General features: G+C 69.1%; 20 protein-coding genes and 2 pseudogenes. 7 read left to right on the top strand and 15 right to left on the bottom strand.

Features of this window, described 5'->3' with window-relative positions; all coding sequences use genetic code 11:
* Positions 1–302: 302 nt before the first annotated feature.
* Positions 303–1661, bottom strand: a complete 1359-nt coding sequence (locus tag ACWD4G_RS41770) for an MFS transporter (RefSeq protein ID WP_451303255.1) — start codon at positions 1659–1661, stop codon at positions 303–305.
* A gap of 528 nt (positions 1662–2189) precedes the next feature.
* On the opposite strand from ACWD4G_RS41770, the gene wrbA reads away from it, so the two are divergent.
* From wrbA to ACWD4G_RS41800, 6 genes are all read left to right on the top strand, one after another.
* Positions 2190–2813: an NAD(P)H:quinone oxidoreductase gene (gene wrbA / locus ACWD4G_RS41775; RefSeq protein WP_451303257.1), complete on the top strand. Its 624-nt coding sequence runs from the start codon at positions 2190–2192 to the stop codon at positions 2811–2813.
* A gap of 725 nt (positions 2814–3538) precedes the next feature.
* Positions 3539–4360 carry a CoA transferase subunit A gene (locus tag ACWD4G_RS41780; RefSeq protein WP_451303259.1) on the top strand — a complete coding sequence of 274 codons (822 nt, stop codon included), beginning with the start codon at positions 3539–3541 and terminating at the stop codon, positions 4358–4360.
* On the top strand, positions 4357–5133 hold the full coding sequence (locus tag ACWD4G_RS41785) for a CoA-transferase subunit beta (RefSeq protein ID WP_451303261.1): 777 nt from the start codon (positions 4357–4359) through the stop codon (positions 5131–5133). Before ACWD4G_RS41780 ends, ACWD4G_RS41785 begins: the two co-directional genes overlap by 4 nt.
* A gap of 11 nt (positions 5134–5144) precedes the next feature.
* On the top strand, positions 5145–6347 hold the full coding sequence (locus ACWD4G_RS41790; protein ID WP_451303297.1) for a thiolase family protein: 1203 nt from the start codon (positions 5145–5147) through the stop codon (positions 6345–6347).
* A 276-nt stretch (positions 6348–6623) separates the two neighbouring features.
* Entirely contained in the window at positions 6624–7970 is a 1347-nt protein-coding gene (locus ACWD4G_RS41795; protein ID WP_451303263.1) for a glutamyl-tRNA reductase, read from the top strand.
* Between the two features lie 349 nt (positions 7971–8319).
* Positions 8320–9081, top strand: coding sequence for a pirin family protein (locus ACWD4G_RS41800; RefSeq protein ID WP_451303265.1), 762 nt, complete (start codon positions 8320–8322; stop codon positions 9079–9081).
* Positions 9082–9481: 400 nt separating this feature from the next.
* Here ACWD4G_RS41800 and ACWD4G_RS41805 read toward each other — a convergent pair whose 3' ends face one another.
* Together ACWD4G_RS41805 and ACWD4G_RS41810 are read right to left on the bottom strand one after the other, a co-directional pair.
* Positions 9482–9649, bottom strand: coding sequence for a hypothetical protein (locus tag ACWD4G_RS41805; protein ID WP_451303267.1), 168 nt, complete (start codon positions 9647–9649; stop codon positions 9482–9484).
* 277 nt (positions 9650–9926) lie between these two features.
* Positions 9927–10139: a hypothetical protein gene (locus ACWD4G_RS41810; protein ID WP_451303269.1), complete on the bottom strand. Its 213-nt coding sequence runs from the start codon at positions 10137–10139 to the stop codon at positions 9927–9929.
* 655 nt (positions 10140–10794) lie between these two features.
* On the opposite strand from ACWD4G_RS41810, the gene ACWD4G_RS41815 reads away from it, so the two are divergent.
* The gene (locus tag ACWD4G_RS41815; protein ID WP_451303271.1) at positions 10795–11295 is read left to right on the top strand and encodes a MarR family winged helix-turn-helix transcriptional regulator; all 501 of its coding nucleotides are present in this window, start codon (positions 10795–10797) and stop codon (positions 11293–11295) included.
* 385 nt (positions 11296–11680) lie between these two features.
* Here the strand turns inward: ACWD4G_RS41815 and ACWD4G_RS41820 are convergent, their stop codons facing one another.
* The 12 genes and pseudogenes from ACWD4G_RS41820 to ACWD4G_RS41875 all read right to left on the bottom strand — a co-directional run.
* Positions 11681–12211, bottom strand: coding sequence for a MarR family winged helix-turn-helix transcriptional regulator (locus ACWD4G_RS41820; protein ID WP_451303273.1), 531 nt, complete (start codon positions 12209–12211; stop codon positions 11681–11683).
* Positions 12212–12248: 37 nt separating this feature from the next.
* On the bottom strand, positions 12249–12746 hold the full coding sequence (locus ACWD4G_RS41825; protein ID WP_451303275.1) for a DoxX family protein: 498 nt from the start codon (positions 12744–12746) through the stop codon (positions 12249–12251).
* 55 nt (positions 12747–12801) lie between these two features.
* On the bottom strand, positions 12802–14691 hold the full coding sequence (locus ACWD4G_RS41830; protein WP_451303277.1) for an amidohydrolase: 1890 nt from the start codon (positions 14689–14691) through the stop codon (positions 12802–12804).
* Between the two features lie 98 nt (positions 14692–14789).
* Positions 14790–15494 (bottom strand): YoaK family protein, encoded by a 705-nt coding sequence (locus ACWD4G_RS41835; RefSeq protein ID WP_451303279.1) that lies wholly within the window; start codon positions 15492–15494, stop codon positions 14790–14792.
* A 210-nt stretch (positions 15495–15704) separates the two neighbouring features.
* The gene (locus ACWD4G_RS41840) at positions 15705–16367 is read right to left on the bottom strand and encodes a hydrolase (RefSeq protein WP_451303281.1); all 663 of its coding nucleotides are present in this window, start codon (positions 16365–16367) and stop codon (positions 15705–15707) included.
* Between the two features lie 540 nt (positions 16368–16907).
* Positions 16908–17237, bottom strand: coding sequence for a hypothetical protein (locus ACWD4G_RS41845; protein ID WP_451303283.1), 330 nt, complete (start codon positions 17235–17237; stop codon positions 16908–16910).
* 379 nt (positions 17238–17616) lie between these two features.
* Entirely contained in the window at positions 17617–18294 is a 678-nt protein-coding gene (locus ACWD4G_RS41850) for an MFS transporter (RefSeq protein ID WP_451303285.1), read from the bottom strand.
* Positions 18258–19235 carry an MFS transporter gene (locus tag ACWD4G_RS41855; protein WP_451303287.1) on the bottom strand — a complete coding sequence of 326 codons (978 nt, stop codon included), beginning with the start codon at positions 19233–19235 and terminating at the stop codon, positions 18258–18260. The genes ACWD4G_RS41850 and ACWD4G_RS41855 overlap by 37 nt, the downstream gene beginning before the upstream one ends.
* Positions 19236–19346: 111 nt before the next feature.
* Positions 19347–19523, bottom strand: coding sequence for a hypothetical protein (locus ACWD4G_RS41860; protein WP_451303289.1), 177 nt, complete (start codon positions 19521–19523; stop codon positions 19347–19349).
* A gap of 37 nt (positions 19524–19560) precedes the next feature.
* Positions 19561–20362: pseudogene (locus tag ACWD4G_RS41865) on the bottom strand (LLM class flavin-dependent oxidoreductase); the annotation flags it as partial.
* A gap of 179 nt (positions 20363–20541) precedes the next feature.
* Entirely contained in the window at positions 20542–21150 is a 609-nt protein-coding gene (locus ACWD4G_RS41870) for a YceI family protein (RefSeq protein WP_451303291.1), read from the bottom strand.
* Positions 21151–21375: 225 nt separating this feature from the next.
* Positions 21376–22377: pseudogene (locus ACWD4G_RS41875) on the bottom strand (lyase family protein); the annotation flags it as partial.
* Positions 22378–23361: the final 984 nt, after the last annotated feature.

Genomic DNA, 23361 nt, shown 5'->3' on the forward strand with positions numbered 1-23361 from the left:
GTGCTCCTGCGAGAGAGGATGATCGATGATCGATCAGTTGCGCTTGTAGTTCCGGGCGTGCAGTCGTGGACGTGCGGTTGCGGCTTGCGGCCGGGCCGGTCGCGGCCCGCCGGATCCGGGGCCGGGTGGAGGCCACGGCCGGGGCCGGGCGGCCGCCGGACGGGCCGGCCCGGCGGTCGGATCGGCCGGGGGGACAGCGGGCGCCGTCCTGCGGGAGGTGGGTCTGGCGGGGTGTGCCCGGACAGGACACGTGGCCGGTTCGACTGAGTCGAACCGGCCGTGGTGTCTGTTGCCGGGAGTGGTCACCCCGCGCTGGCTGCGGCGGTGACCGGGCGGGCCGCCGCCTCGTCGCTTCGGGCCCTGGTCCGCACGGGCGCCGTCTCCCGCAGGAACAGCGACATCGTCAGACTGATCGCGAGGCCGACGATCGCGACGAAGACGATGGACTGGATCCCGAAGTGCTGGGCCATGAACCCGCCGATGACCGGGGTGAGCCCGCCGCCGGTGATCTCGCCGATGCCGATCGGCAGACCTGCCGCGGAGGCGACCAGGGTGGCCGGTACGGCCTCGGTGACCACGGGGCCGGCCAGCAGGCACAGGGCACCGAACTCGCAGACGGCGGCGACGAACAGCACCACGAAGAGGGCCGGCAGGTTCGCGCCGAGGGTGCGGAAGACGACGAGCGCGGCGATGCCTATGACGAAGGCCACGGCCAGGACGGGCTTGCGGCCCAGCCGGTCGGACAGCGCCGGCAGGGCGATGTAGCCGATGAACCCGCCGAACCCGAAGGCCGACAGGACGAATCCCATGTCGGTGGCGGACAGGCCGAGATGGTCGGTGAGGTAGCTCGGCATGAGAGTGATCATGACGAAGACGCAGGAGAAGTTGCCGAACAGCATGGCCGTGGCCAGGACGACGTTGCGCTCGCCGAAGACCGCGCGCATCGACGGGCGCTGCGCCCGGGTGGCAGCGGTCCGCTCGGCCTTGCGCCGCCGGTTCGCCGCGGCCGTGTGCTCGGGCTCCCGCAGGGTCCGGTAGAGCAGGAAGGCGACGACGAACCCGGGCAGCGCCACGAGACAGAAGACCCAGCGCCAGCTCGGCAGCACGACCAGCAGCTGGGTGGCGATGATCGGGCCGACGCCGAGCCCGAGCAGGGCGAACAGGCTCTGCTGCAGGCCCATGTTGAAGCCGCGGCGGGACGGCGTCGACGACTCCGAGGTGTGCGCGATGCTCGTCGGCGTGTAAGCGCCCTCGAACACCCCCATGGCGGCGCGCAGCACCAGCAGCATGCCCATGCCGGACGCGACACCGGTGAAACCGCAGATGAGGGAGAACCCGATCACGGCGGGGATGAGGACCTTGCGCCGGCCGATGCGGTCGGAGAGGTTGCCGGCGACGATCGACGACGCGCCCCAGAACAGGGCGAGGACGCCGCTGATGATGCCGAGGTCCTGGTAGGTCAGGCCGAGGTCCTCGACCATCGAGGGGAACAGCGGGGCGATGATGTTGCGGTCCAGTCCGACGAGACCGAAGCCGACGGCGAGCAGCGAGACGATGCGCACCTCGTAGCGCCGCGCGGACCTGCTGGCCGTACCCGCCGGTGCCCCAGCACCGTGCCCCGGCACCTCGGACTCCCCGGGACGAGTGGATGGGTTGGTCATGAGCATCTCCCTTGATGAACTTCCATGAACGCGGTTGCCGTGCCCGTGGCGAAGGCCGCGGAAGGTCTCACCGGAAGGCCGGCGACCGTTGTTCGTGATGTCCGGGACGCACCCGCGAAGTGACCGTGCTGCCCGGCGGCCTGGCCGGTGCAGATGGGTCATTTCTCGCGAGCGGCTCCTGCGCGGTACGTCCCGACTGACAGGGAGTATCGGCAGGCCGGAGGGAGATCTCCTGCACGATCGTGCTGCCGCAGCTGCACGAATCACGCAAGAAACGGGACGGGGGAAGAGGCGCCGGTGCTGGCGGCCCGAGGCGGCGCGGGCGCCGGAGGGCCGTGCGGGCGGCCGTCTGCGGCCGGTTCGGGCTCCGGGCGGCGGGGGCGCCCCCGCTCGGGACGGAAGAACCGCGTCTCCCCGGGGGGGTGGTATCACCCGCCCAAGTGTAGTTCAATGCTCAACTAAACCTCCGGGTGTGCACTCGCATGCCGCCCGTCGACGAACCACCGACTGCAAGGGATCAAGACACTCATGGCCGCAACCGTGTCCGTCAAGCTGACCGTCGTCTACTACTCCTCGACCGGATTCAGCGCCGAGATCGCCAAGGAAATCTCCGAAGCCGCAGAGAAGGCCGGGGCGGAGGTGCGACTGCGCAAGGCCGCCGAGCTCGCCCCTGAGGCTGCCATCTCCGCCAACGAGGCCTGGGCCGCTCACGCCGCGGCCAGCGCGGACATTCCGGTCGCCACCCCGGACGACGTGGAGTGGGCCGACGCCGTGATCTTCGGAACGCCGACCCGCTTCGGAAACGTCTCCTCGCAGCTGAAGCAGTTCATCGACGTCCTGGGCGGCCTGTGGGCCCAGGGCAAGCTGGCGGACAAGGTGTACAGCGGCTTCGTCACCTCCGCCACCGCCCACGGCGGCCAGGAGTCGACCCTGCTCGCGCTCTACAACTCCATCCACCACTTCGGCGGCCTGATCGTCAGCCCCGGCTACACCGACCCGGTCAAGTTCGTCGACGGCAACCCCTACGGCACCTCCCACGTCGACGCCCAGGGCGCCAACCCCGTCGGGGACCAGACGCGCAACGCCGCCCGCCACCAGGCCGAACGCGTCGTCAAGATCGCCGCAGCCCTCAAGAACAGCCTCGCTGGCTGAGCTGGGACGACACCCCGCACGTGGCGCGTTCGCCTGCCGCCCTGTCCTTCGCGAACGCGTCGCCGCGGGTGCCGCCCCTCCCTGCTCGGGAGGGGCGGCACCCGCTCGCCTTGTTGCGGCCATGCCATGCCATGCCGGCCCGGGCCGCGCACGATATGGAGGATTCTCCCTGGGGGCTTGTCGTCTGACGCGCAGTCACCTCCAGGAGCGTCGCCGGACTCAGCCGTCGTCGGCTGACCGCACCTGACTGACGCGAAGATGCCAGAGCGCAACGAGGGTCGCGAACGCTGCCCGGAACTGCCCCGCTCGGAGAGCACCACCGCGTGTTTCGTGCAGTGGCGGCGGCGAGATCGTGCAGGAGATCCAGCGGCGGATCAGTCCATGCTTCCTCTGGGACGATCCTGAACAACCCGGGCAGCGCCATGGCCCGCAATACAGAGAGCCGCACGCGGGAACACCCGGGCCTCAGTTCGTTCCCACGGTTGTTCGGCCGCCCAGGAGGCCCGGACCGAGGCCGCAGACTGGGCCACGCCCCTGACGGCGACGGCCGATGCCCCAAGGCGCGGTGGGGCAGGGCTCACCCCATCGCCGTCGGCATTATGGGCGGCCTCTGCCGGGCGCACCGTGAGCGGGACCGAGGAGTCGTTGCCGAGCAGGCGACTCCGCGCCCGGGACCAAAACCCGAGCGGCAGTAATGATCACCAAGCGAACGATGGGCAAGAGCGATGGCCAAACGACTCACGCTGCAGGAAGCGGTGGCGGAGCTGATCCACGACGGGGACACCGTCGCGATGGAGGGCTTCACGCACCTGATCCCGTATGCGGCCGCACACGAGATCATCCGGCAGCGGATCACCGACCTCACTCTCGTCCGGATGACCCCGGATGTGATCTACGACCAGTTGATCGGTGCCGGCCTGGTGCGGAAACTGGTCTTCTCCTGGGGGGGCAACCCCGGAGTGGGCTCGCTGCACCGTTTTCGGGACGCGGTGGAGAACGGCTGGCCGCGCCCGCTGCAACTGGACGAGCACAGCCACGCCGGCATGGCCAACCGCTATGTCGCCGGCGCACAGAAGCTGCCGTTCGCCACGCTGCGCGGCTACCGCGGCAGTGACCTGCCTAAACGCACCGACACTGTCTCCACCGTCGTCTGCCCTTTCACCGGCGAGGAACTGGCCGCCGTCGCCGCTCTCAATCCGGACGTCGCGGTGATCCACGCACAGCAGGCCGACCGCCACGGCAACGTCCAGCTGTGGGGTCTGACCGGTGTGCAGAAGGAGGCCGTGCTCGCCGCCAAACGGTCCCTCGTGACCGTGGAGGAGGTCGTGGACGAACTTGAGCTCCGTCCGGGCGGCGTGATCCTGCCCACCTGGGTGATCGACGCGGTCGCCGTTGTGCCGGGCGGTGCCCACCCCTCGTACGCGGCCGGATACTCGGTGCGCGACAACGACTTCTACCGGGCCTGGGATCCGATCGCCCGGGACCGCGAGGTCTTCACGATGTGGCTTGAGGAGAACGTGCTCGGTGCCGGGGCGGTCGCTCGATGACCGAGAACACGGAATTCAGCCGGGACGAGCTGATGGAGGTCAACGCCTCCCGCGCGCTGGCCGGGGCGAGAAGCTGCTTCGTCGGCATCGGACTGCCCAGCACCGCAGCCAACCTCGCTCGCGCCACGGTCAACCCCGGCCTGGTGCTGATCTACGAATCGGGCACCATCGGCTCCAAGCCCACCCGGCTGCCCCTGTCCATCGGGGACGGGGAACTCGCCGACAGCGCCGACGCGGTGGTCTCCGTGCCGGAGATGTTCAACTACTGGCTGCAGGGCGGCCGGATCGACGTCGGCTTCCTCGGTGCCGCCCAGGTGGACCGCTACGCCAACATCAACACGACCGTCGTCAGCCGCGGCCCGGACCGGCCCGAGATACGCCTGCCCGGAGCCGGCGGGGCTCCGGAGATCGCCGCCAACTGCGGCAAGGTGCTGATGGTGCTGCGCCACAGCCCCCGCAGCTTCGTCAACAAGATCGACTTCGTGACGACCCTCGGCCACGGCAACGGCCCCGGTGACCGGGCCAAGCTGGGCCTGCCCGGCGCCGGTCCGGTCGCCGTCATCACCGACCTGGGCATCCTGCGTCCCGATGCTTCCACCGCCGAACTCTTCCTGACCGAGGTCCACCCCGGGGTGACGGTCGAGCAGGTGCGTGCTGCCACGGGCTGGGAGCTGAAGGTCGCCGACGAGGTCGTCACCACCGAACCACCGACCCTGGAGGAACTCAGAGCCCTGCGGGCGCTGAAGGCCGCCGGAAGGAGCGACGCCCCATGACCGACGCCCGTCTGCGCGACGTCTACATCGTCGATGCCGTCCGCACTCCGGTGGGCAGGTACGGTGGCGGCCTTGCCTCCGTCCGTCCGGACGACCTGGCCGCGCACACCATTCGTGAGCTGCTGGCCCGTACACCCGACCTCGATCCGGCCCGGATCGACGACGTGTTCCTCGGTAACGCCAACGGTGCCGGCGAGGAGAACCGCAACGTGGCCCGCATGGCCGCGCTGCTGGCGGGTGTTCCGGTGACCGTGCCCGGGGTCACGGTCAATCGTCTGTGTGCCTCCGGGCTGGAGGCCGTTATCCAAGCCGCGCGGGCCATCGCGCTCGGCGATGCCTCCGTTGCCCTGGCCGGCGGAGTCGAGTCGATGACCCGCGCACCCTACGTCCTGCCCAAGAGCGACAGGCCCTTTCCGGCGGCGCATGCCGAGTTGTACTCCACAACGCTGGGCTGGCGCATGGTCAACCAGGCGATGCCGCCGCAGTGGACCGTCCCCCTGGGCGAGAGTGCGGAGCTGATCGCCGACAAGCACGGCATCACCCGGGAACAGCAGGACGCCTTCGCGCTGGCCAGCCATGAGAAGGCCGCCCAGGCGTGGAAGGACGGACTCTACGAGGCGGAGGTCGTGCCGGTTCCGGTTCCGCAGCGCAAGGGCGAGCCGGTGCTCGTCTCCCGGGACGAGAGCGTGCGCGACAGCCCCTCCCTCGAAGCCATGGCCAGGCTGAAGCCTTCGTTCCGCACTGAGAACGGCACCGTCACCGCGGGCAACGCCTCCCCCCTCAACGACGGCGCCGCGGCCCTGCTCCTGGCGGACGAGGACGGCGTGAAGGCGTGCGGGCGCCAGCCACTGGCCCGGATCAGTGCCGCGGCGGTCACCGGCATCGAGCCGCAGTACTTCGGCCTCGGCCCTGTCGAAGCGGTGAAGCGGGCCCTGGCCAAGGCCGGCCGCACCTTCGCCGATGTGACCACCTTGGAGCTGAACGAGGCCTTCGCCGCACAGGTGCTGGGGTGCGTCGCGGAGTGGCCGGAACTCGATCCCGGGATCCTCAACCCGCGCGGAGGCGCGATCGCGATCGGCCACCCGCTGGGCGCCTCCGGCGCCCGCCTCACGGGAGCCGTAGCTCACCAGCTCGCCGCGGCGGGATCCGGCACCGGAATCGCCGCCCTGTGCATCGGTGTCGGACAGGGCCTCTCCCTCGTCCTTGAGCGCTGATCCCCAAGTGGCCGCTCCGGAGCCCGCCCACCCAGGACAGCGAGGGCACCGGAGCGGCATCGACCCGGCCGTTCCGCCGAGTCGGCACAGGCGTCACGGTTCGCCTTCCACGAGGCCCGATCGGCGTTTTGAGAAGAGGGCGCGAGCCATGAGTGTGTGCAGTGCCGGTCGCATCGTCGGGAGCCTCTCCAACCGCCCCGCCGGAATCTGCGCGGGGCCGGGTGCGGGCGGCGGCATCAGGAGATCGGTCGGCCGCGCGCCCGTCGTGATACGAGCATGAGTCTGCTGGTCGTTGGTCTGAGTCACCGCAGCGCTCCGATAAGCGTGCTGGAGCAGGCGGCCCTCACTCCAGATGCGCAACCCAAGCTGCTCCAGGACGTGCTTGCCGGTGAGTCGGTCGCCGAGGCCATGATGCTCGCCACGTGCAACCGCATCGAGCTCTACGCAGACGTGGACAAGTTCCACGGCGGCCTCGCGGAGCTGTCCGAACTGCTGTCCGTGCACAGTGGCGTAGACCTTGAAGAGCTCGCACCGCACCTGTATGTCCACTACGAGGATCAAGCGGTCCGTCATCTGTTCTCGGTGGCCTGCGGCCTGGACTCGATGGTCGTCGGTGAAGCGCACATCCTCGGACAGATCAAGGACGCCCTTGCTGCCGGCCAGGAGCTGTACACGGCCGGGCACCTTCTCAACAACCTCTTTCAGCAGGCACTGAGGGTCGGCAAGCGGGCGCACAGCGAGACCGGGATCGACCGGGCCGGGCAGTCGTTGGTCACCTTCGGCCTGGAGCAACTCGCCGAGGGCTCCTCGGTCGAGGAATGGGCGGCCGGCAAACGGGCTCTGGTCATCGGTGCCGGCTCGATGTCCTCGCTCGCGGCAACCACGCTCGCCCGTGCGGGAGCGGGCCGCGTCACGGTCGCCAACCGTACGCCTGAGCGCGCGCAGCGGCTGACGGCCATGCTCTCCGCACAGTTCGGCCCCGGTCTTACGACACGCGCCGTCCCGATGGACGAGGTGCCCGCCGAGCTGGCACGCGCGGACCTGGTGGTCTCCTGTACCGGCGCGACCGGGCTCGTGCTGACGGCCGCGGACGTGGCGGCGGCCGTCGGCGGACGCCGCACGCTGCCGGGTACCCCATCGGAAACGGGCCCGGTCCCGGTCGGCCACGGGGGCACTTTGCACCTGCTGGACCTGGCCATGCCGCGCGACGTGGACGCGGCCGCGCACAGCATTGACGGAGCACGCCTGGTCGACATCGAAACGTTGGCCGCAGCGGCCGCCGACGCCCCCGCGGCCGCCGACGTGGACCAGGTCCACAGCCTCGTCTCGGCCGAGGTCGCCGCGTTCCGCGCGGCCCGGCGCGCCGCTCGAATCATCCCGACAGTCGTGGCACTGCGAGCAATGGCGGCGGAAGTCGTCATCGGCGAGCTCGCCCGCCTGGAGCGACGCCTTCCGGACCTGGCCGACAAGCAGCGCGCCGAAGTCACGCAGACGGTGCGCCGTGTTGTCGGCAAGCTTCTGCATGCCCCGACCGCGCGGGTGAAGCAGCTCGCGGGCGAGCCCGGTGGCGAGGAGTACGCGGATGCGCTGCGTGAACTCTTCGACCTCCACACGCAGACATAGACGGCCGCGGCCTGAGCCGGGACGCCCGGGTCTACCGACCCCACACGGAATCACACCCGGCCCTCCCACCCGTGCGAGGCGCCGGGCGGTGGGCCGCACCGTGAGCCGCTGAGCCGTCCCACCTCCCTGCGGAGCCGGGCCGAGGTGCCGGCACGGATCACGGTGTGGGACGGGAACCGTGTGCGGGCGTCCGTGTGGAGCCCGACCTCGAGTGTGCTACCTGCCTGTGAGCGAACTCCTGCGCGTTCGGCGTGGGCCGCCGCGGGAATGCCCTCACCCTCGATTGTTGTTCAACGTTAAACCATGTTGGCTCCGGAAGAGCCCCACCGCACAGAGCGAGGAAACCCTCATGGCTTCGACCCTCGACATCCGCCGCGCAGACGAGCGCTTCCACACCCAGGCCGGGTGGCTCGAATCCCATCACTCCTTCTCCTTCGCGCACCACTGGGACCCCAGAAACACCCACTTCGGGCTCCTGATGGTCTCGAACGACGATGTCGTCATCCCCGGCACCGGTTTCGAGACCCACCCCCACCGCGACATGGAGATCATCACCTGGGTGCTCGAGGGCGGTCTGGTCCACCAGGACTCCCAAGGCCACACCGGTGTGATCTACCCGGGCCTCGCCCAGCGGATGAGCGCCGGAACGGGCATCCTCCACAGCGAGAAGAACGACTCCTGGACCTTCACCGGCGACCCCGAGCACCAGGACCCGGTCCACTTCATCCAGATGTGGGTGATCCCCGACGAGGCCGGCATCCGTCCCGGCTACGAACAGCTCGACATCAACGGCGAACTCGACCGCGGTGGCTGGACCACCCTGGCTTCCGGCATGTCCAAGCACGCCGACCAGCGGGCCATCGGCATCCGCCAGAAGCACGCCGCCCTGCACGTCGGCCGGATCCGTCCCGGCGAGACGCTTCAGATCGCCAACGCTCCCTTCGTCCACCTCTTCGTCGCCCGCGGCAGCGTCGAACTGGAGGGAGTGGGGTTGCTGTCCACCGGGGACGCCGGACGTGTCACGCGCGCGGAGGCGCAGCGCGTCACCGGTGGTCCCGACGGCGCGGAAGTCCTGATGTGGGAGATGACCGCTGAGATCTCGGCAGGCTGATTCAGCGGTATCGACAGCGACCGCACCTCGGCCGCAGGGGAGGTCGAGGTCCGGCGCGCCTTACTCGCGCGCCACCGAGTGCTGCGACTGCTGCCTGCAAGCCGGCCATTGCCCAGGGCGCAGGCTCCCGCCTCCCGTCCAGTCCAAGGCATGCCCGGCCACTCGCTTGTGCCGACGCCTTGCGCGGGGCTCGCCGCCGCCCAGGCCTGCACTGCCGTGGTGCTTTCGACCGCCGTGTACGGGGCCGGGTCGAACGTGCCGTTGCGGTACCGGAAACTCGTGCGCGAAGTCGGGCCAGATCAGGGTCAGGCGGCCGCTTCGCGGATCGATGTACCAGTTCTTGCAGCCGTCGCCAGACCGTACCCGTGCTGCGCCGCTGGAGTTCGTCCACGTAGCGTTCCTATTCCGCGGCGGACACCTCCAGGACGCGGTCGCCGTGGGCGCGGCTCCAGCCGGGGGCGCCCAGGATGTAGTCGATCTGCACCTTGATGACGCAGACGATCGAGTTGTGGCCGAGGCCGGTGTTGGGCCCGTTGATGATGAAGAGGTTGGGGAAGCCGGAGACCATGGTCGACGCGAACGCCTCCGTGCCCTGGGCCCAGCGGTCCGACAGACAGATGCCTTCCGCGTCGTGGACTAGGTGGACGTAGGGCGGCTCGGCGGTCTCGAAGCCGGTGCAGAAGACCAGTACGTCGAGGTGTACGAGGTGCCCTCCGCGGAACTCGCCTTGCCGCCCTCGACATGGTCGAGGGCCGACGCCTCCAGGGTGACGTTGTCCCGGGACGGGGCCGGATAGTAGGTGTCGGAGATCAGGACGCGTTTGCAGCCGATCTCGTAGTCGGGCGTCAGTTCGCGCGCAGCGCGGGGTCCTCGACTTGCCGTTCGAGATGGCCCAGTGCTTCCGCCTTGGAGTGGTGGGCGGCCATCGCCTCCGGATCCCGGTGAAAGAGCCGCCTCTTTGTCTCCGTGCAGCGCAGCTCCGGACGCGGGGTGACGTACGGGGTGTTGCGCTCGAAGACCACCAGCTCGGAGGCAGTCCCGGCGTGCTTGGGCACCACCTGTGTCGCTGTGGCCCCGGAGCCCGACGACGCCGATCCGCTTGCCTTCCAGCGCGGCCTCGTGGTTCCACCGGGCCGAGTGGAACACCTCGTCGGTGAAGCCGTCCAGGCCCTGACCGTGGGGAGGCTCTCGTCGCTGAGGTGCCCGGTCGCGGTCACCAGGAAGCGCCCCGTGAAGACGCCCGTCTCGGCGGTCAACGACAGGCTTCCCCTCTGGGCGGGTCGATGAACTGGCCCTGTTACTGCTTGAGGCCGCCCAGGAGATCAGCGCTTCCGTCCGATGAGTACCTGACGGACTGCGTCAGTTGTGGCTGGTGAGTGAGAGAGCAGGGTGTCACCCGGGTGCCCCTGCCGAGGCATCAGTCCCCGGCTGAGGCTGCCAGGTCGTCGGTCACGTGATGGAAACCCCTTCACATTCGACTCGTCAACATGCATCGTCAGGTTGAAAAGGGTTCACGGCGTGGCGGTGAGCCTTTTCTGGGTTCGTCGGCTGTTCCCGCTGAGTGTGCAGAATTCCTGCACGATCGGCGCATCCTGCTGCACAAAAGACGTACACGTACTGAGGTGGCAGCGGAAGATTCGACCGGTCTGCTTTGTTGAAACAAAGGAATAATGTGGAGTCGCGCTGCGTCCTCAGCGAATTCAAGGAGTCCCTGTGGAGCGAATCGAACCGGTCAGCCTCGACCCGCAGCAGCCTATGCGCGCCTTCAGCAGTGCGGCACGCTGGCTCACCGAGCGACTCGGGCAGGAATTTCGACGCGAGACCGGCATGCGACAGATCCACTACGAGATGCTCGCGTGGCTGTCGGAAGCTCCTGAGGGACAAATGGGATTGGGCAAGTTGGCTCGGCGCATGGGGATATCGCCGAGCAGGCTCTCCCATCTGGTGGATCGTGCGCACGACAACGGCTGGGTCGAACGCGCGCCCGACCCTGCTGGCCACCGCGTCATCCTCGCCAGGCTGACCGGTCCGGGGAAAGACGCCCTGCAGGCAGCAGCCCCCTTCCAACTCGCATGTGTGGGCTCGCGCTTTCTCGAGCTTCTCACTCCGGCCCAGGTGGAGCAGTTGCATGAGATCAGCGAGGCGCTCATTGGGTCGGTCGACCAACGGCATGAAGGCGGCAGGGGGTTGGGAGACACAGGCACATCAACCTGACGTCGTCGCCCCTCAGCCGGACATTTGGCCCAGCTATTTGCGCTTGGCCCCAGTCAGGTGTCGCGTCAGTTCGGAATGGTCTGTCTGGTGAAGCGACCGGCCATGAGGCCGATTACCGCGAGGCGAGTCATGGCTTCTGAGCGGTGGGGATAGGTCTCGTCATCTCAGGCCGCGACGGTCTTCCGATGCCGACGTGGCGAGACTTCGCGGGTACTTCGGGAAAGGCATCATCGGGGATTCTCTTGTGAGCCAAGACTCGTCTGACCGGCTGTCAGTACTCGTCACATCTCAGGGGGGGACTGCACAGGCGCTGCCGGCTCCGACTGCACCATCACGGGCCTGCGCGTGCGGTATTGCCCGCGTCCCAGCGTGAGCTGTGCCGTCGTCACTTCCCGAGGCCGTCGTTGGCTTTGCGTAGTGCACTCATGGACCCGGCGAGCTTGCTGAACCCGTCGCGCCCGAGGGGCTCGAGCACTCGGGCGCGGAGCATCTGGGTAACTGCCTGGGAGATCGCCTGGGCCGTGTCCTCGCCCTCGTCGGTCAGTTCGAGGTACGTGACGCGCCGGTCGGCCTTGCACGCCACACGCCGGACCAGGCCGGCTGCGCAGAGTCGGTCGGCAACCTTGGTGAACCCGCCGCTGGACATGCCTGTCTCGTAGGCCAGGTGTGTCATCGGCATCCGCTGATCGGGGGCGGCGAGCAGGCGCAGCAGTACGCCGGCGAGGCCCCGGCCGAGGTTGAAGCGCTCGGCCAGGTCACTCACGAGGGACTCCTGTGTGGCGTGGAAGCCCTGCATCACCAGTTTCCACCAGTCGAGCAGTTCGCGATCAACGCTCTGGCCAACACCTCGACCATCGTCGCTGGCGGCAGGGGACGGCGTCACCACGCTCTTCGACCCCCTCGCTTCGTTCTCCATGGCAGACTCAACGCCTTGACTGCGCAGTTGTTCCTCATCACTCAGTATGCAGGCCCGGCCGCCCAAGGATGACACGGGTCATCAGCCCGCTGAAGACGCCCAGGCCGACGGCCGCGACCGTCCACCACGGGGACCAGGCGAGCAGCCCGAGGGCCTGGTCGACCGACCAACGGCCGGGCCCGGTGAGCGTCAGCACCGCGGGCAGGATCACCAGGACGAGTGGGTACTCGTAGCCGTCGTGCTGCACCCACAGTCCGTTGTGCCACTTCACGGTGATCGCGACGGTCATGACGCCCGCCGCGATGGTGGCCGCCAGGGGGGTCAGCGCTCCTGCACAGAACAGCAGGCCCGCGGTGATCTGCCCGAGGCCCGCGGCGGCCGCGGTGAGGCGGCCGCCGCGGAACCCGTCCGCCCGGAACTCCGCCGCTCCGCCCTCGATTCCGTGACCTCCGAGGCGGTGGCTGACTTTCTGGATGCCGTGCCCGGCGAACAGCAGGCCGATGGCGACTCGCAGAACGAGCAGTCCGATGTCCATCACACACTCCTCGGTGCATGGGTAGGTGGTGCGGTAGCGGTGGGGTTCGAGCGGGTTACAGCGCGAAGCAGGTGTCGAAGATCTCGGTCGGGGCTTCGGGGGTGAAGCCGCGCTGCGCACGCCACTGCCGGTGCTGCTCGGACTCGGCGACGGCCTGGCCGAGCAGTTCGGCCTGCCGTGCGCCCGAGATGCTGGGCTTGACGGTGGCCTGGTAGCCGCCGTAGTGCGCGACCGGGCTCCAGGCCGGGCTGATCTCCGGTACCGCCTCGTCCAGGCCCTCGTACTCGGCCGCGGCGTAGACGATGCGGCCGCCGGTGACGGTGAGCACGGACTCGATGTGCGGGATGTCCTGTTCCGGGACGGTGAAGAAGTCGTCGGACAGGACGGCGAGGTCGCCGTAGAACCCCGGCCTGAGGATGCCCTTGACGTCCTGTTCGCCGGTGAGTTCGGCACCGGCCTGGGTGTACATGGCCAGGGCGGTCTCCCGGCTGACGCGGTTCTGCGGCGGATAGAGCGTCAGATCGCCGACGGTCCGGCCGGAGACCAGCCAGTGCAGCGCGACCCAGGGGTTGTAGGAGGACACCCGGGTGGCGTCCGTGCCGGCGCCGACGGTCAGTCCGCGGTCCAGCATGGCGCGTACTGGCGGCGCCTCCGCGGCGGCTCCGGCGCCGTAGCGGCGCACGAACGCCTCGCCCTGGAAGGACATCCGGTTTTGGACCGACAGGGCGCCGCCGAGTGCGGCGATGCGGTCGAGGCTGTCGTGGGAGACCGTCTCGGCGTGGTCGAACAGCCAGCGGTTCCCGGCGGGGAACAGGCCCTCGGCCGCGAGCTTCTCGAAGACGTCGAGGTCGCGGCGGATCGTCTCGTCGTAGGTGGCGTGCAGGCGGAAGCCCCAGCCGTTCTCCATCAGCAGCCGGACGGCCTTCTCGAAGCCCTCCTCGTAGCCCGTCGCGAGTTCGGGCCGCGGCTCGGTGAAGTTCTCGAAGTCGGCCGCCGACCAGGTCAGGTTCTCTCCGGCGCCGTTGAGCCGCAGCCATTCGTCGCCGTCCCCGGGTCGGACCATGTCGATCCAGCGCCGCAGGTCGTCGATCTCCTGTCCCGGCGTCTGCGGGAAGAGGTGGTAGGCGATGCGCAGCGACAGCTGCTTGTCCTTGGCGAGCTCGATGACGGTGCCGTAGTTGTCGGGGAAGTTCTGGAAGCCGCCGGCCGCGTCGATGGCCGAGGTGAGGCCGAACCGGTTCAGCTCGCGCAGGAAGTGCCGGGTGGAGGTCTTGAGGTCCTCGCCCTGCAGGGTGGGTGCCGCGGCGAGGGTGGAGTACAGGATCAGGGCGCTGGGCGCGGCCAGGAGCATCCCGGTCGGCTCCCCGTCACGGCCGCGCACGAGCTGACCGCCCCGCGGGTCGGGGGTGGCCTTGGTGTAGCCGGCCGCCTTCAGCGCGGCGCGGTTCATCAGCGCGGACTGGTACAGGTGCAGCACGAACACCGGGGTGTCCGGCGCGGCCGCGTTGAGCTCGGCGAGGGTGGGCAGGCGCTTCTCGGCGAACTGGTCCGCCGACCAGCCGCCGACCACCCTGACCCACTGGCCCTTGGGGGTGCGGGCGGCCTGCTCGCGCAGCATCGCCAGCGCCTGACGCAGCGTGGGAACGCCGTCCCAGCGCAGTTCCAGCACGTAGTTCAGGCCGCCGCGGATGACGTGCAGGTGGGAGTCGTTGAGGCCGGGGACGACCCGGCGGCCCAGCGCGTCGACCACCCGGGTCCGGGCGCTGATCAGCGGGGCGACGTCCGCGTCGTCGCCGACCACAGTGACCTTGCCGTCCTTGATGGCGACGGCGCTCACCTGAGGGTGCGTCGGGTCGCCGGTGTAGACCTTGGCATTGCGGACCACGACGTCGGCGACGTGGTCGTCGGTGACAGGGGGCAGACCGGCCACGGGCATGGTTGCCATGGGAATCATCTCCAGTGAGCAGGGATTCTGAGAGGCTGGGGGAGGGGTGTATCGGTTGCCGGCGGCACGCGGCGGGGTGGGTGGGGCTGCGGGCCGCGTCAGTCGGAGGACGGGCTGCGCGGCACGGCCAGCGCGGCCGCGGCGGTGCCCAGCGTGCTGATCAGCAGGGGCCAGCCCAGTCCGGTGTGCCGCACGAGCAGGGCGCCGGTGAAGGCGCCTGCCAGCATCGCCAGCACGGAGGCCAGCCGACGGCCGGCCCGCGGATTGGTGCCGCCCGCCAGAGTCGAGTCGGACGCCAGTCCGGTCAGCGTGAGCGTCAGGACCGTCGTGGTCACATCCGGTACGGCGAGTTTGCGCACCGTCCCGTTGCGCAGGCCCATGGCCAGCGCGGTGACCGCGATGAGCACATGTACCGTGTGGTCCGTGGTGAAGGCCACGGTGGTGGCGGTGGCCAGCAGCACCGTTTCGGACACCAGAACCCAGCGGAGCCAGCCCGGCGCCGTATGGTGGCGCATCACGGTTTCCAGACGGCCGGCGATCACCGCTCCGGTCAGGAAGGCGGCGAGCGACACCAGCGAGCCGACCAGCGGGAAGCCGGGGACACCGGCGGCGGCGAAGCCGATGAGGACCACATTGCCGGTCATGTTCGCGGTGAAGACATGTCCCAGGCCCACGTAGCTGATCGCGTCGATGAGGCCGCTCACGCCTGTCACGGTCATGAGAGCCGGCAAGAACGGCTCGCGACTGCCTGGCGCACGCGGGGCCGACGAAGGTTTGAGGTTCACTGTCGTTTCCTTGATCATGACCCGGGTTCGGTTCGGCCTGCTATGGGCGGAGACTCGTCCGCCGTGCCGGCTGGACGCCCCGCCGCAGGCAGGGGCGGCTTTCCAGCCGTGTGCAGGCCCTGGAACGTTCCGCCGGAGCCGACGGGTGTCGTGCGCAGGGGGCTTCGGCAGTCGGCCGGCGCCGGCCCGGGGTGGGAGCTGACCTCGGGCCGGCGCCGGCGCGGCGGATCAGCCTGCGGCGTGGGCGCCGATGACCGCCTGGGCGTAGATGATGCCGAGGCCGTAGGCACCGCCGTGCTCCTTGACGAGCTCGGTGACGGGAACGTAGGTCTCGCCACGGGCCCAGTCGCGCTGCAGCTCGAGCAGGACCTGGATCCAGGTCACCGGCACCGCGCCGGCGTTGACCATCCGCGCGATGGCGTGCTCGTGGGCCTGCGGGGTCACGCCGCCGGAGGCATCGGCTACCACGTAGACCTCGTAGCCCTGGCCGAGTGCGGACAGGACCGGAAGCACGATGCAGACCTCGGTCCACAGACCCGAGATGATGATCTTCCGGCGGCCGGTGGCCTTGATGGCCTCGACAACGGCGCTGTCCTCCCAGGCGTTCATCGTGGTCCGGTCGATGATCTCCTGGCCCGGGAAGACCTCGGCCAGCTGCGGCAGGAGCGGGCCGGAGAACGAGTCGGCGGCCACGGTGGTCAGTACTGCCGGGACGTTGAACGTCTTGGCCGCCTTCGCCAGGCCCACCGTGGCATTGACGATCGCGGTGCGGTCGCCGCTGCCGGTCCCGAAGAACATCTGCGGCTGGTGGTCGACGAACAGCATCACCGAGTTGTCCGGGGTCAGCAGGTCCGGGCTGGGGGCGGCCTTGACATTGGCGATGTTGAACATGACAGGTTCCTTCTCTTCGTTGGGGATGGGCAGGGACTCGGTCGTTGCTGTCGGTCGACCCAGAAGGGCACGGCCGATCCGTCCGAACAGTCCTTGCGATTGGTTCTTGGATGCCGTCATCGCGGCCTCCTTGGGTGTCACGCCGGGGCGGTGGTCGTCCCGGGTGGGACACCCATGACAATCAATCTTCCGAGCTAGAAATTTCCAAGAAAGAGGTTGAAGCATGAATTAAATGAGTGACGTGGATCACGCCCCTGTGGGTTGTGTCGTACTCCGTTCCCGACCGGTCGCGGGTGGGCCCGCTTTCGACGACGGCGTACAAGGGTGCGGAGGGGCCGGCGCTTGAATGCGGGGGAAGGCCTGCTGCGGTTTGAGACGGTGCCGTGCGGAACGGAGGCGACGGCGTACGCCAGGACTCCGTCCTGTGTGGGCGTATGTGGCGGCTCGATCCAGCTGTTGTGCTGCGGCCCGGTGAACAACTGCCGGACGGGTGCGCGCCCCGATGGCGGGAAGAAGCGGGCGGAAGCGGCGCAAAAGCTCTCACGCAGGGCGGTGCCCCCACGTCCGACGACGACGTCGCTGCCGGACACGCGGAGTCGTTCCCTCGCCGAAGGAGAACGCGAAGGGCCGCTCGGACCATACGACCCGGCCCCTGCTGGACACCAGCAACGGGCAGCTCTGGTTGCCCCCGCGCATCTCGTCGTCGCGCAGCCCGGCGGACCGGACAAGGTCGCGGGCATGCGGCCGGGCACCGAAAGGCATGTGGCGACCGTCGGCGGCGGCACCGCCCCACCACCGTTTCCCTGGCTCCAGCAACAGGTCGAGTTCGTCCCCGAACGCCTCCGGCGTGCAGTTGCCGGGTTGGGGCACGGTCCTCCTTGAACGGGGTTGAGGGGTGTGCAGGTCGGCGAGGCTCGCCAAGCCGTCCCGCTCGATCGTCTCCGTCGAGAACTGCGAGAGTTTCGCTCTCTTGAGCGTCGGCGGCGGCTGAATCCTCCCTCTCCTCTTGGGCTGTTGAAATCTGGCTCTCAGGGTCTTCCGCTGGGGGGTATTCAGTTGTTGTCGTTGGTACTGGGGACGCGTCCGAGCTTGGTGAGCTCTGCCTGCGGGCGCCCCAATCCAGGACGCGGCCCGTGCGCGCGGTCTATGGCCTGCTCTTTTCTGATGGTCGTCCACCGGCGCAACGACCGGGCGGATGTGCCCGCTGGGCGGAGAGCAGCCCGACGTGACGGCCGCCTCTCCGGCCCGGTCATCCCAGGGGCCCGGACGCCCGTGCCGGGAGGAGGTGGGAGACCAGAAAAGGTCGGTCGGGATCGATGAGAGCGCGGGCCTGCTGCTCGAAGACTCGATCGGCGCCGGTGAGCCGTCCGCCGTGCTGGCGCAGGTGCTCGCCCCAGGATGCCACCAGGAAGGTCTCCAGGAACCGGTTCGGCTGGGCCCCGTCCCGGTACAGCTCCCACTGAAGAGCGCCAGTGCGCCGTCGTGAGCGTCCGACCGCGCCCATGGCCGCATCGAAGGCATCAGCGCGGTCGGGAAGCACGTAGTACTCCACGGTGACCAGGACCGGCCCATCGGCCTCGGCAGGGTCGAGCACCATGGCCGGTTCCGGCCAGTGCAGGGAGGGCGACCGGTCCAGCGGAGTGTCGGAGACGGAAAGACGCCATCCTACGGCCGAGCCCACGGCCAGAAGCGCGGCGGCCGTCAGCAAGGCGCCGACCGGGCCGATCCGGTCGGCAAGCATGCCCCAGACTGCTGCGCCGATCGCCATGCCTCCTTGGAAGGCCGTGAGGTAGATGGCCAGTGCACGGGCCCGGACCCGGCCAGGAACCGTCAACTGCATCTGGGAGTTGGGAATGGCCAGCACGGCGACCCAGGCGACTCCCGAAGCCGTCAGCGCCAACCCGACGAGCCACAGGGTGCGCACCATGGCGAGCAGAACGATGGCCAGGGCGAAGACCCGCCTCCGGCTGCCAGCGTCGTGTTGCTCGACAGGTGGCTCCGGATCCGCGGCAGCAGTGCCGCGCCGACCACCGCTCCCACTCCGAAAGCACCCAGCAGGAGGCCGTATCCGCCCGCTCCCAGGCCCAGGAACTGCCGGGCAGCAACCGGCAGTAGGGCCCACAGCGCCGCGCTGGTGGGGATGAACAGCAGCGCGCGGGCCAGCACTCGGCGCACTCGGGGGGCGTTGCGCACGTACCGGTGGCCTGCGCGTAGCGCGGGGAGCATCCGCTCGGCTCCCAGGGTGTTCGGTTCGGCGCCGCGGTGCCAGCCTATGAGCACTCCCGCGGTGGCCAGGAAGGAGAAGGTGTTGAGCGCGAACACGGCGGCGGTCCCCGCCAGTGCCACGATCAGGCCACCCAGGGTCGGACCGATGGCCCTGGCGAGATTCATGTTCACGCTGCCGAGGGACGCAGCGGACGGGATCTGGTCGCGGGACACCAGCTCGGGCTGGACGGCCTGCCACGCCGGACTCATCAGCGCAGTTCCGCAGCCGAGCACGAAGGTCAGTGCCAAGACGCCGTACGGGTTCATGGTGCCCAGCGCGGTCAGGGTGGCCAGCACACCGGCGGCCACGAACATTGCGCCCTGGGAGACGAGGAGCAGCCGTCGCCGGTCGGCGATGTCGGCCAGGGCACCCGCCGGGATCCCCAGCAGAGGGACCGGCAGGCTGGCCGCCGTCTGCACCAGGGCGACCAGCGCCGCCGAGCCCGACTGCTGGGTGACCAGCCACCGGGCGCCGACGGTCTGCATCCAGCCGCCGATGTTGGAGACGAACTGGGCCAGCCACAGGGCCCGGAACAGACTGTTGCGCAATGGTTCCCAGGCCGACCCGGTCGGCTTCTGCCGTGTCCGGCTCGAAGGGGGCATCCGTGCCGTGGTCCTCGATCCGGCTCATCGGCTGTCCTCCGCGTGGGGCGCTAGGCGGAGCTCCCTCACGGCATCCTCTCGGGTCCTGTCTGGTCCTACGGCTGTACGGGTCTACTCGACGCGCAGCGCGGTCAGTTGCCGTTCGAAGGGGACGACGGCCTCGTTGGCGGGTCGTGCGATGCTGTCGGTGAGGTTCCCGCCCGTTCTCGGCCGGCGGTCGCCGGACGGCCTCGGTGAGCCGGTCGGCGAGCAGCCGGGTGGACGAGGGACGCTCAGCCCGGCCGACATGACTGCGAGCCGCAGGAGCGCAGGGGCTGTATCGGTTTCACCCGGTCATCTCCTCGATGTCCGCGCGGGCTTGTGTGGCCCGTGTGTCACGGCGGGCGACCAGCGACGCATGCGTGGGACCGTCGGGCACCCGAGCCGGACGGCGGGAGGTGAACTCCTTGCTCCTTGCGCAGCACGGGGACGACCTCCTCGCCGAGCAGGTCGAGCTGTTCGAGCACGGTCTTCAGCGGTAGTCCGGCGTGGTCCATCAGGAACAGCTGGCGCTGGTAGTCGCCGAAGGGCTCTCGGAAGGCCAGGGTCTTGTCGATGACCTGCTGCGGGCTGCCCACCGTCAGCGGGGTCTGGTCGGTGAACTCCTCCAGCGAGGGGCCGTTGGCCGTAGACGGGGCGTCGGTTGTCGAAGGAAGGGCGAAACTCCTGGACGGCATCCTGGGAGTTCTTGCGCATGAGGACCTGGTCACCGAGGCCGACGACGGCGTGCTCGGGGGTGCCGTGGCCGTAGTGGGAGAACCGCTCCCGGTAGAGGTTGATCAGGCGCTGGAAGTGCTCCTTGGGCCAGAAGATGTTGTTGGCGAAGAAGCCGTCGCCGTAGGAGGCGGCCTGTTCGGCGATCTCCGGGCTGCGGATCGAGCCGTGCCAGACGAACGGCGGTGCCGTCCCGGGGTCGGGGGTGGAGGTGAAGCCTGCAGCGGCGTGCGGAAGCGGCCCTGCCGGTCCACCGTGTCCTCGCGCCACAGCCGGTGGAGCAGGGCGTAGTTCCCGATGGCCAGCGGTAGGCCCTGGCGGATGTCCTGGCCGAACCCGGGGTAGACCGGTCCGATGTTGCCGCGTCCCAGCAGCGAACCACACCCGGCACCCCTGGGCGGGTCAACCATACGAAGGGCTCACCACATCCCACAGAACAACGTAGGGAGCCTTTTCCCGGGCATGAACGAGCACTCGCCCCTGGCGTGTCGGACAGAGGGGGCGGGTGTGCTCGAAGAGGGCGTGAACCTGGGCGCGGCCGGACGCCGAAGCCTTACGAGTTCTTGATCGCCGAGATGTCGAAGTGCAGCTTGATCTTGTCGGAGACCAGGACGCCACCCGTCTCCAGCGCCGCATTCCACGTCAGCCCCCACTCCGAGCGCAGGATCTCCGCATTGCCCTCGAAGCCGACGCGCTCGTTGCCGAACGGGTCCTTCGCGATGCCGCTGAACTCGAGGGCGATGGTGAGCGGCCTGGTGGTGCCCAGAATCTCCAGGTCGCCGGTGATGCGGTAGTCGTCGCCGCCGAGAGCCTCCGCCTTGGTCGAACGGAAGGTCATCACCGGGAACTCGTCCGCCCTGAAGAAGTCCGCGCTCTTGAGGTGGCCGTCGCGGTCCGCGGAGCCCGTGTCGATGCTGTCTATCTTGACGTCGATGGACGCCGTGGACTTCGACGGGTCGGTGCCGTCCAGCGTCAGCGAGCCGCTGAAGTCCAGGAACTTGCCCTTGACGTTGGTGACCATGGCGTGGCGCGCGGTAAAGCCGAGCGTGGTGTGGGCCGCGTCGATCGTGTAGTCGCCGGTCAATGCCGCCAGCGCGGGGTTCACGGCGGCGGGGGTTGAGGCGGTCTCGCGGGTGGCTTTCTTGCGGCTGAAGACGCCCATGACGTGCTCCTTCGGGGATGGGGAGAGGCCTAACGCAGGCTAGAAATTGAATCTTGAACTACTTGAACGCACTCCACCGTAAACCCATTCCGTTCAATGCTCAACTTTATTCGGATGGTGTCCAAGTGATTACTTTGCGTCATGCTGTGGGGGTAATCGGGTCCCCCGCGCACCGTGTCTCGCGGTCCTGGTTCTGTGACCTCATCAGGGGTGATGCCCGCGACGTCAAGGCCGTGTCATCGGCAGCGCGTCCAGCGCCTGGTCGAGCTGCTCCTCTGCCAATTCTCCACGCTCCACGTAACCGCGTTCCGAGACCACCTGCCGGATCGTTTTGCGCTCGGCCAGTGCCTGCTCGGCCACCTTCGCGGCCTCCTCGTAGCCGATGTGGCGGTTGAGCGGGGTGACGACGGAGGGGGAGGACTCGGCATACTCGCGCAGCCGGTCGACGTTCGCGGTGATGCCCTCCACGGTGCGCTCGGCAAGCACGACGGCGACGTTGGCCAGCAGGCGGATCGACTCCAGTACGTTGCGGGCAATCACCGGCAGCATCACGTTGAGTTCGAAGTTGCCGGCCGCGCCCGCCCGGGCCACGGTCGCGTCGTTGCCCGCGACCTGTGCGGCGACCATGGCTGCTGCTTCCGGGGGCACGGGGTTGACCTCGCCCGGCATGATGGATGAGCCGGGCTGCAGGTCGGGCAGGTTGATTTCGGCCAGGCCGGTGCGCGGGCCGGAGCTCATCCAGCGCAGATCGTTGGCGATCTTGGTGAAGTCGACCGCGATCGTCCGCAGTTGGCCGCTGCGTTCCACCAGGCCGTCCCGGGAGCCCTGCGCCTCGAAGTGGTCGCGTGCTTCCGTCAGCGGCAGCCCGGTGGCCCGGGCCACCTCCTCGATCACGGCGGCGGAGAAGCCGGCGGGGGTGTTGATGCCGGTCCCTACCGCCGTGCCGCCCAGCGGCAGTTCGGTCACCCGCGGCAGTGCCGCTTCCAGCCGTTCGATGCCGTAGCGGACCTGCGCGGCATAGCCGCCGAACTCCTGGCCCAGGGTGACCGGCGTGGCGTCCATCAGATGGGTACGGCCGGACTTGACCGTCCCGGCGAACTCGTCCGCCTTGCCCTCAAGTGCGGTCGCGAGCCGACCCAACGCCGGGATCAGGTGGCGCACCACCGCGGAGGCGGCGGCGATGTGGACGGAGGAGGGGAAGACGTCGTTGGACGACTGGCTGGTGTTCTGCCACGCGGCCGCGCACCTTGCTTGAACAGCGCTCCCTCCGACGAACACCGGGTGGCGTCATCTCGGGGCGCGTCTCGTTCGCGGTCCTCAGGGCCCATCTCCCTCCCCGGGCACAGCTGTTCATCTGACCAGACCTGAATCACGGTTGCCCGTCATGGGAAGCCGACGAGACGTGCCAGCATGCTCCTTCAGGCGGCGGGGAATCCCGAGCAGTTGGAACGAGAAGGCCAGCCGGGGCGGAAGCAGGCCGAAGCCCGCCATCCCCACGCACCTTTTGCGGCGGCCGGCCGCACCGCGGTCCGCTCGCCGCCGTGACCATGCGGCGGTTCCTCGCATTGTCTCTCACGTCCCCGCCGAGGAACGGCGCGTGACCGCCGCGACGTTGAAGACCGGTCGGAGGGCGTCGCCCGCACGTGGTGTCGCAGACTGTGCACGTCCCGGCTGAGCCGTGCCGGTATCCGAGCCACAGCGCCGGCGAAGTTGGCGCGCAGCCCGCGCGCTGTTCGTGCAGATGCGGCAGCGGGATGGTGCAGGACCCCTCCCCCTGGCGCTCCCCATACTCGTTGCAGCGCTGCACGACAGCGCTGCTGACCGCGCGTCACGGAGAGCCTTACATGCGAGAATCCGTCTTCTGCCCCACCGGCCAGGGCGTACGCGCGGGAAACCGGAGCTGCTCTCTGAGCCGTCCGGGCGTCCCCGGGTTGGCAACCGGACGCCATCCGGGGCCCAACGCGATCGGGGGAGACCCGGCCCACGGCATGACCCGGCAAGAGGTGTTCGGGCCCGTCGCCGCCGTCCACCGCTTCCGCTGCGACGAGGCTCTGATGCCGGCGCATCGTGGCGAATGCCGAATGCGATTTGGGAGGCGGGCTGCCTGGACCTCGTTAGTGGGCGGTTCGTGAGTCTTTGAGTGGGTCTGTTGTCGCCTGATGGTGTGGCGGCGGGGCGGAATCTGGCGGTCCGCGGTTGGTGATCTGGTGA

The organism is Streptomyces sp. NPDC002643, from assembly GCF_053592555.1.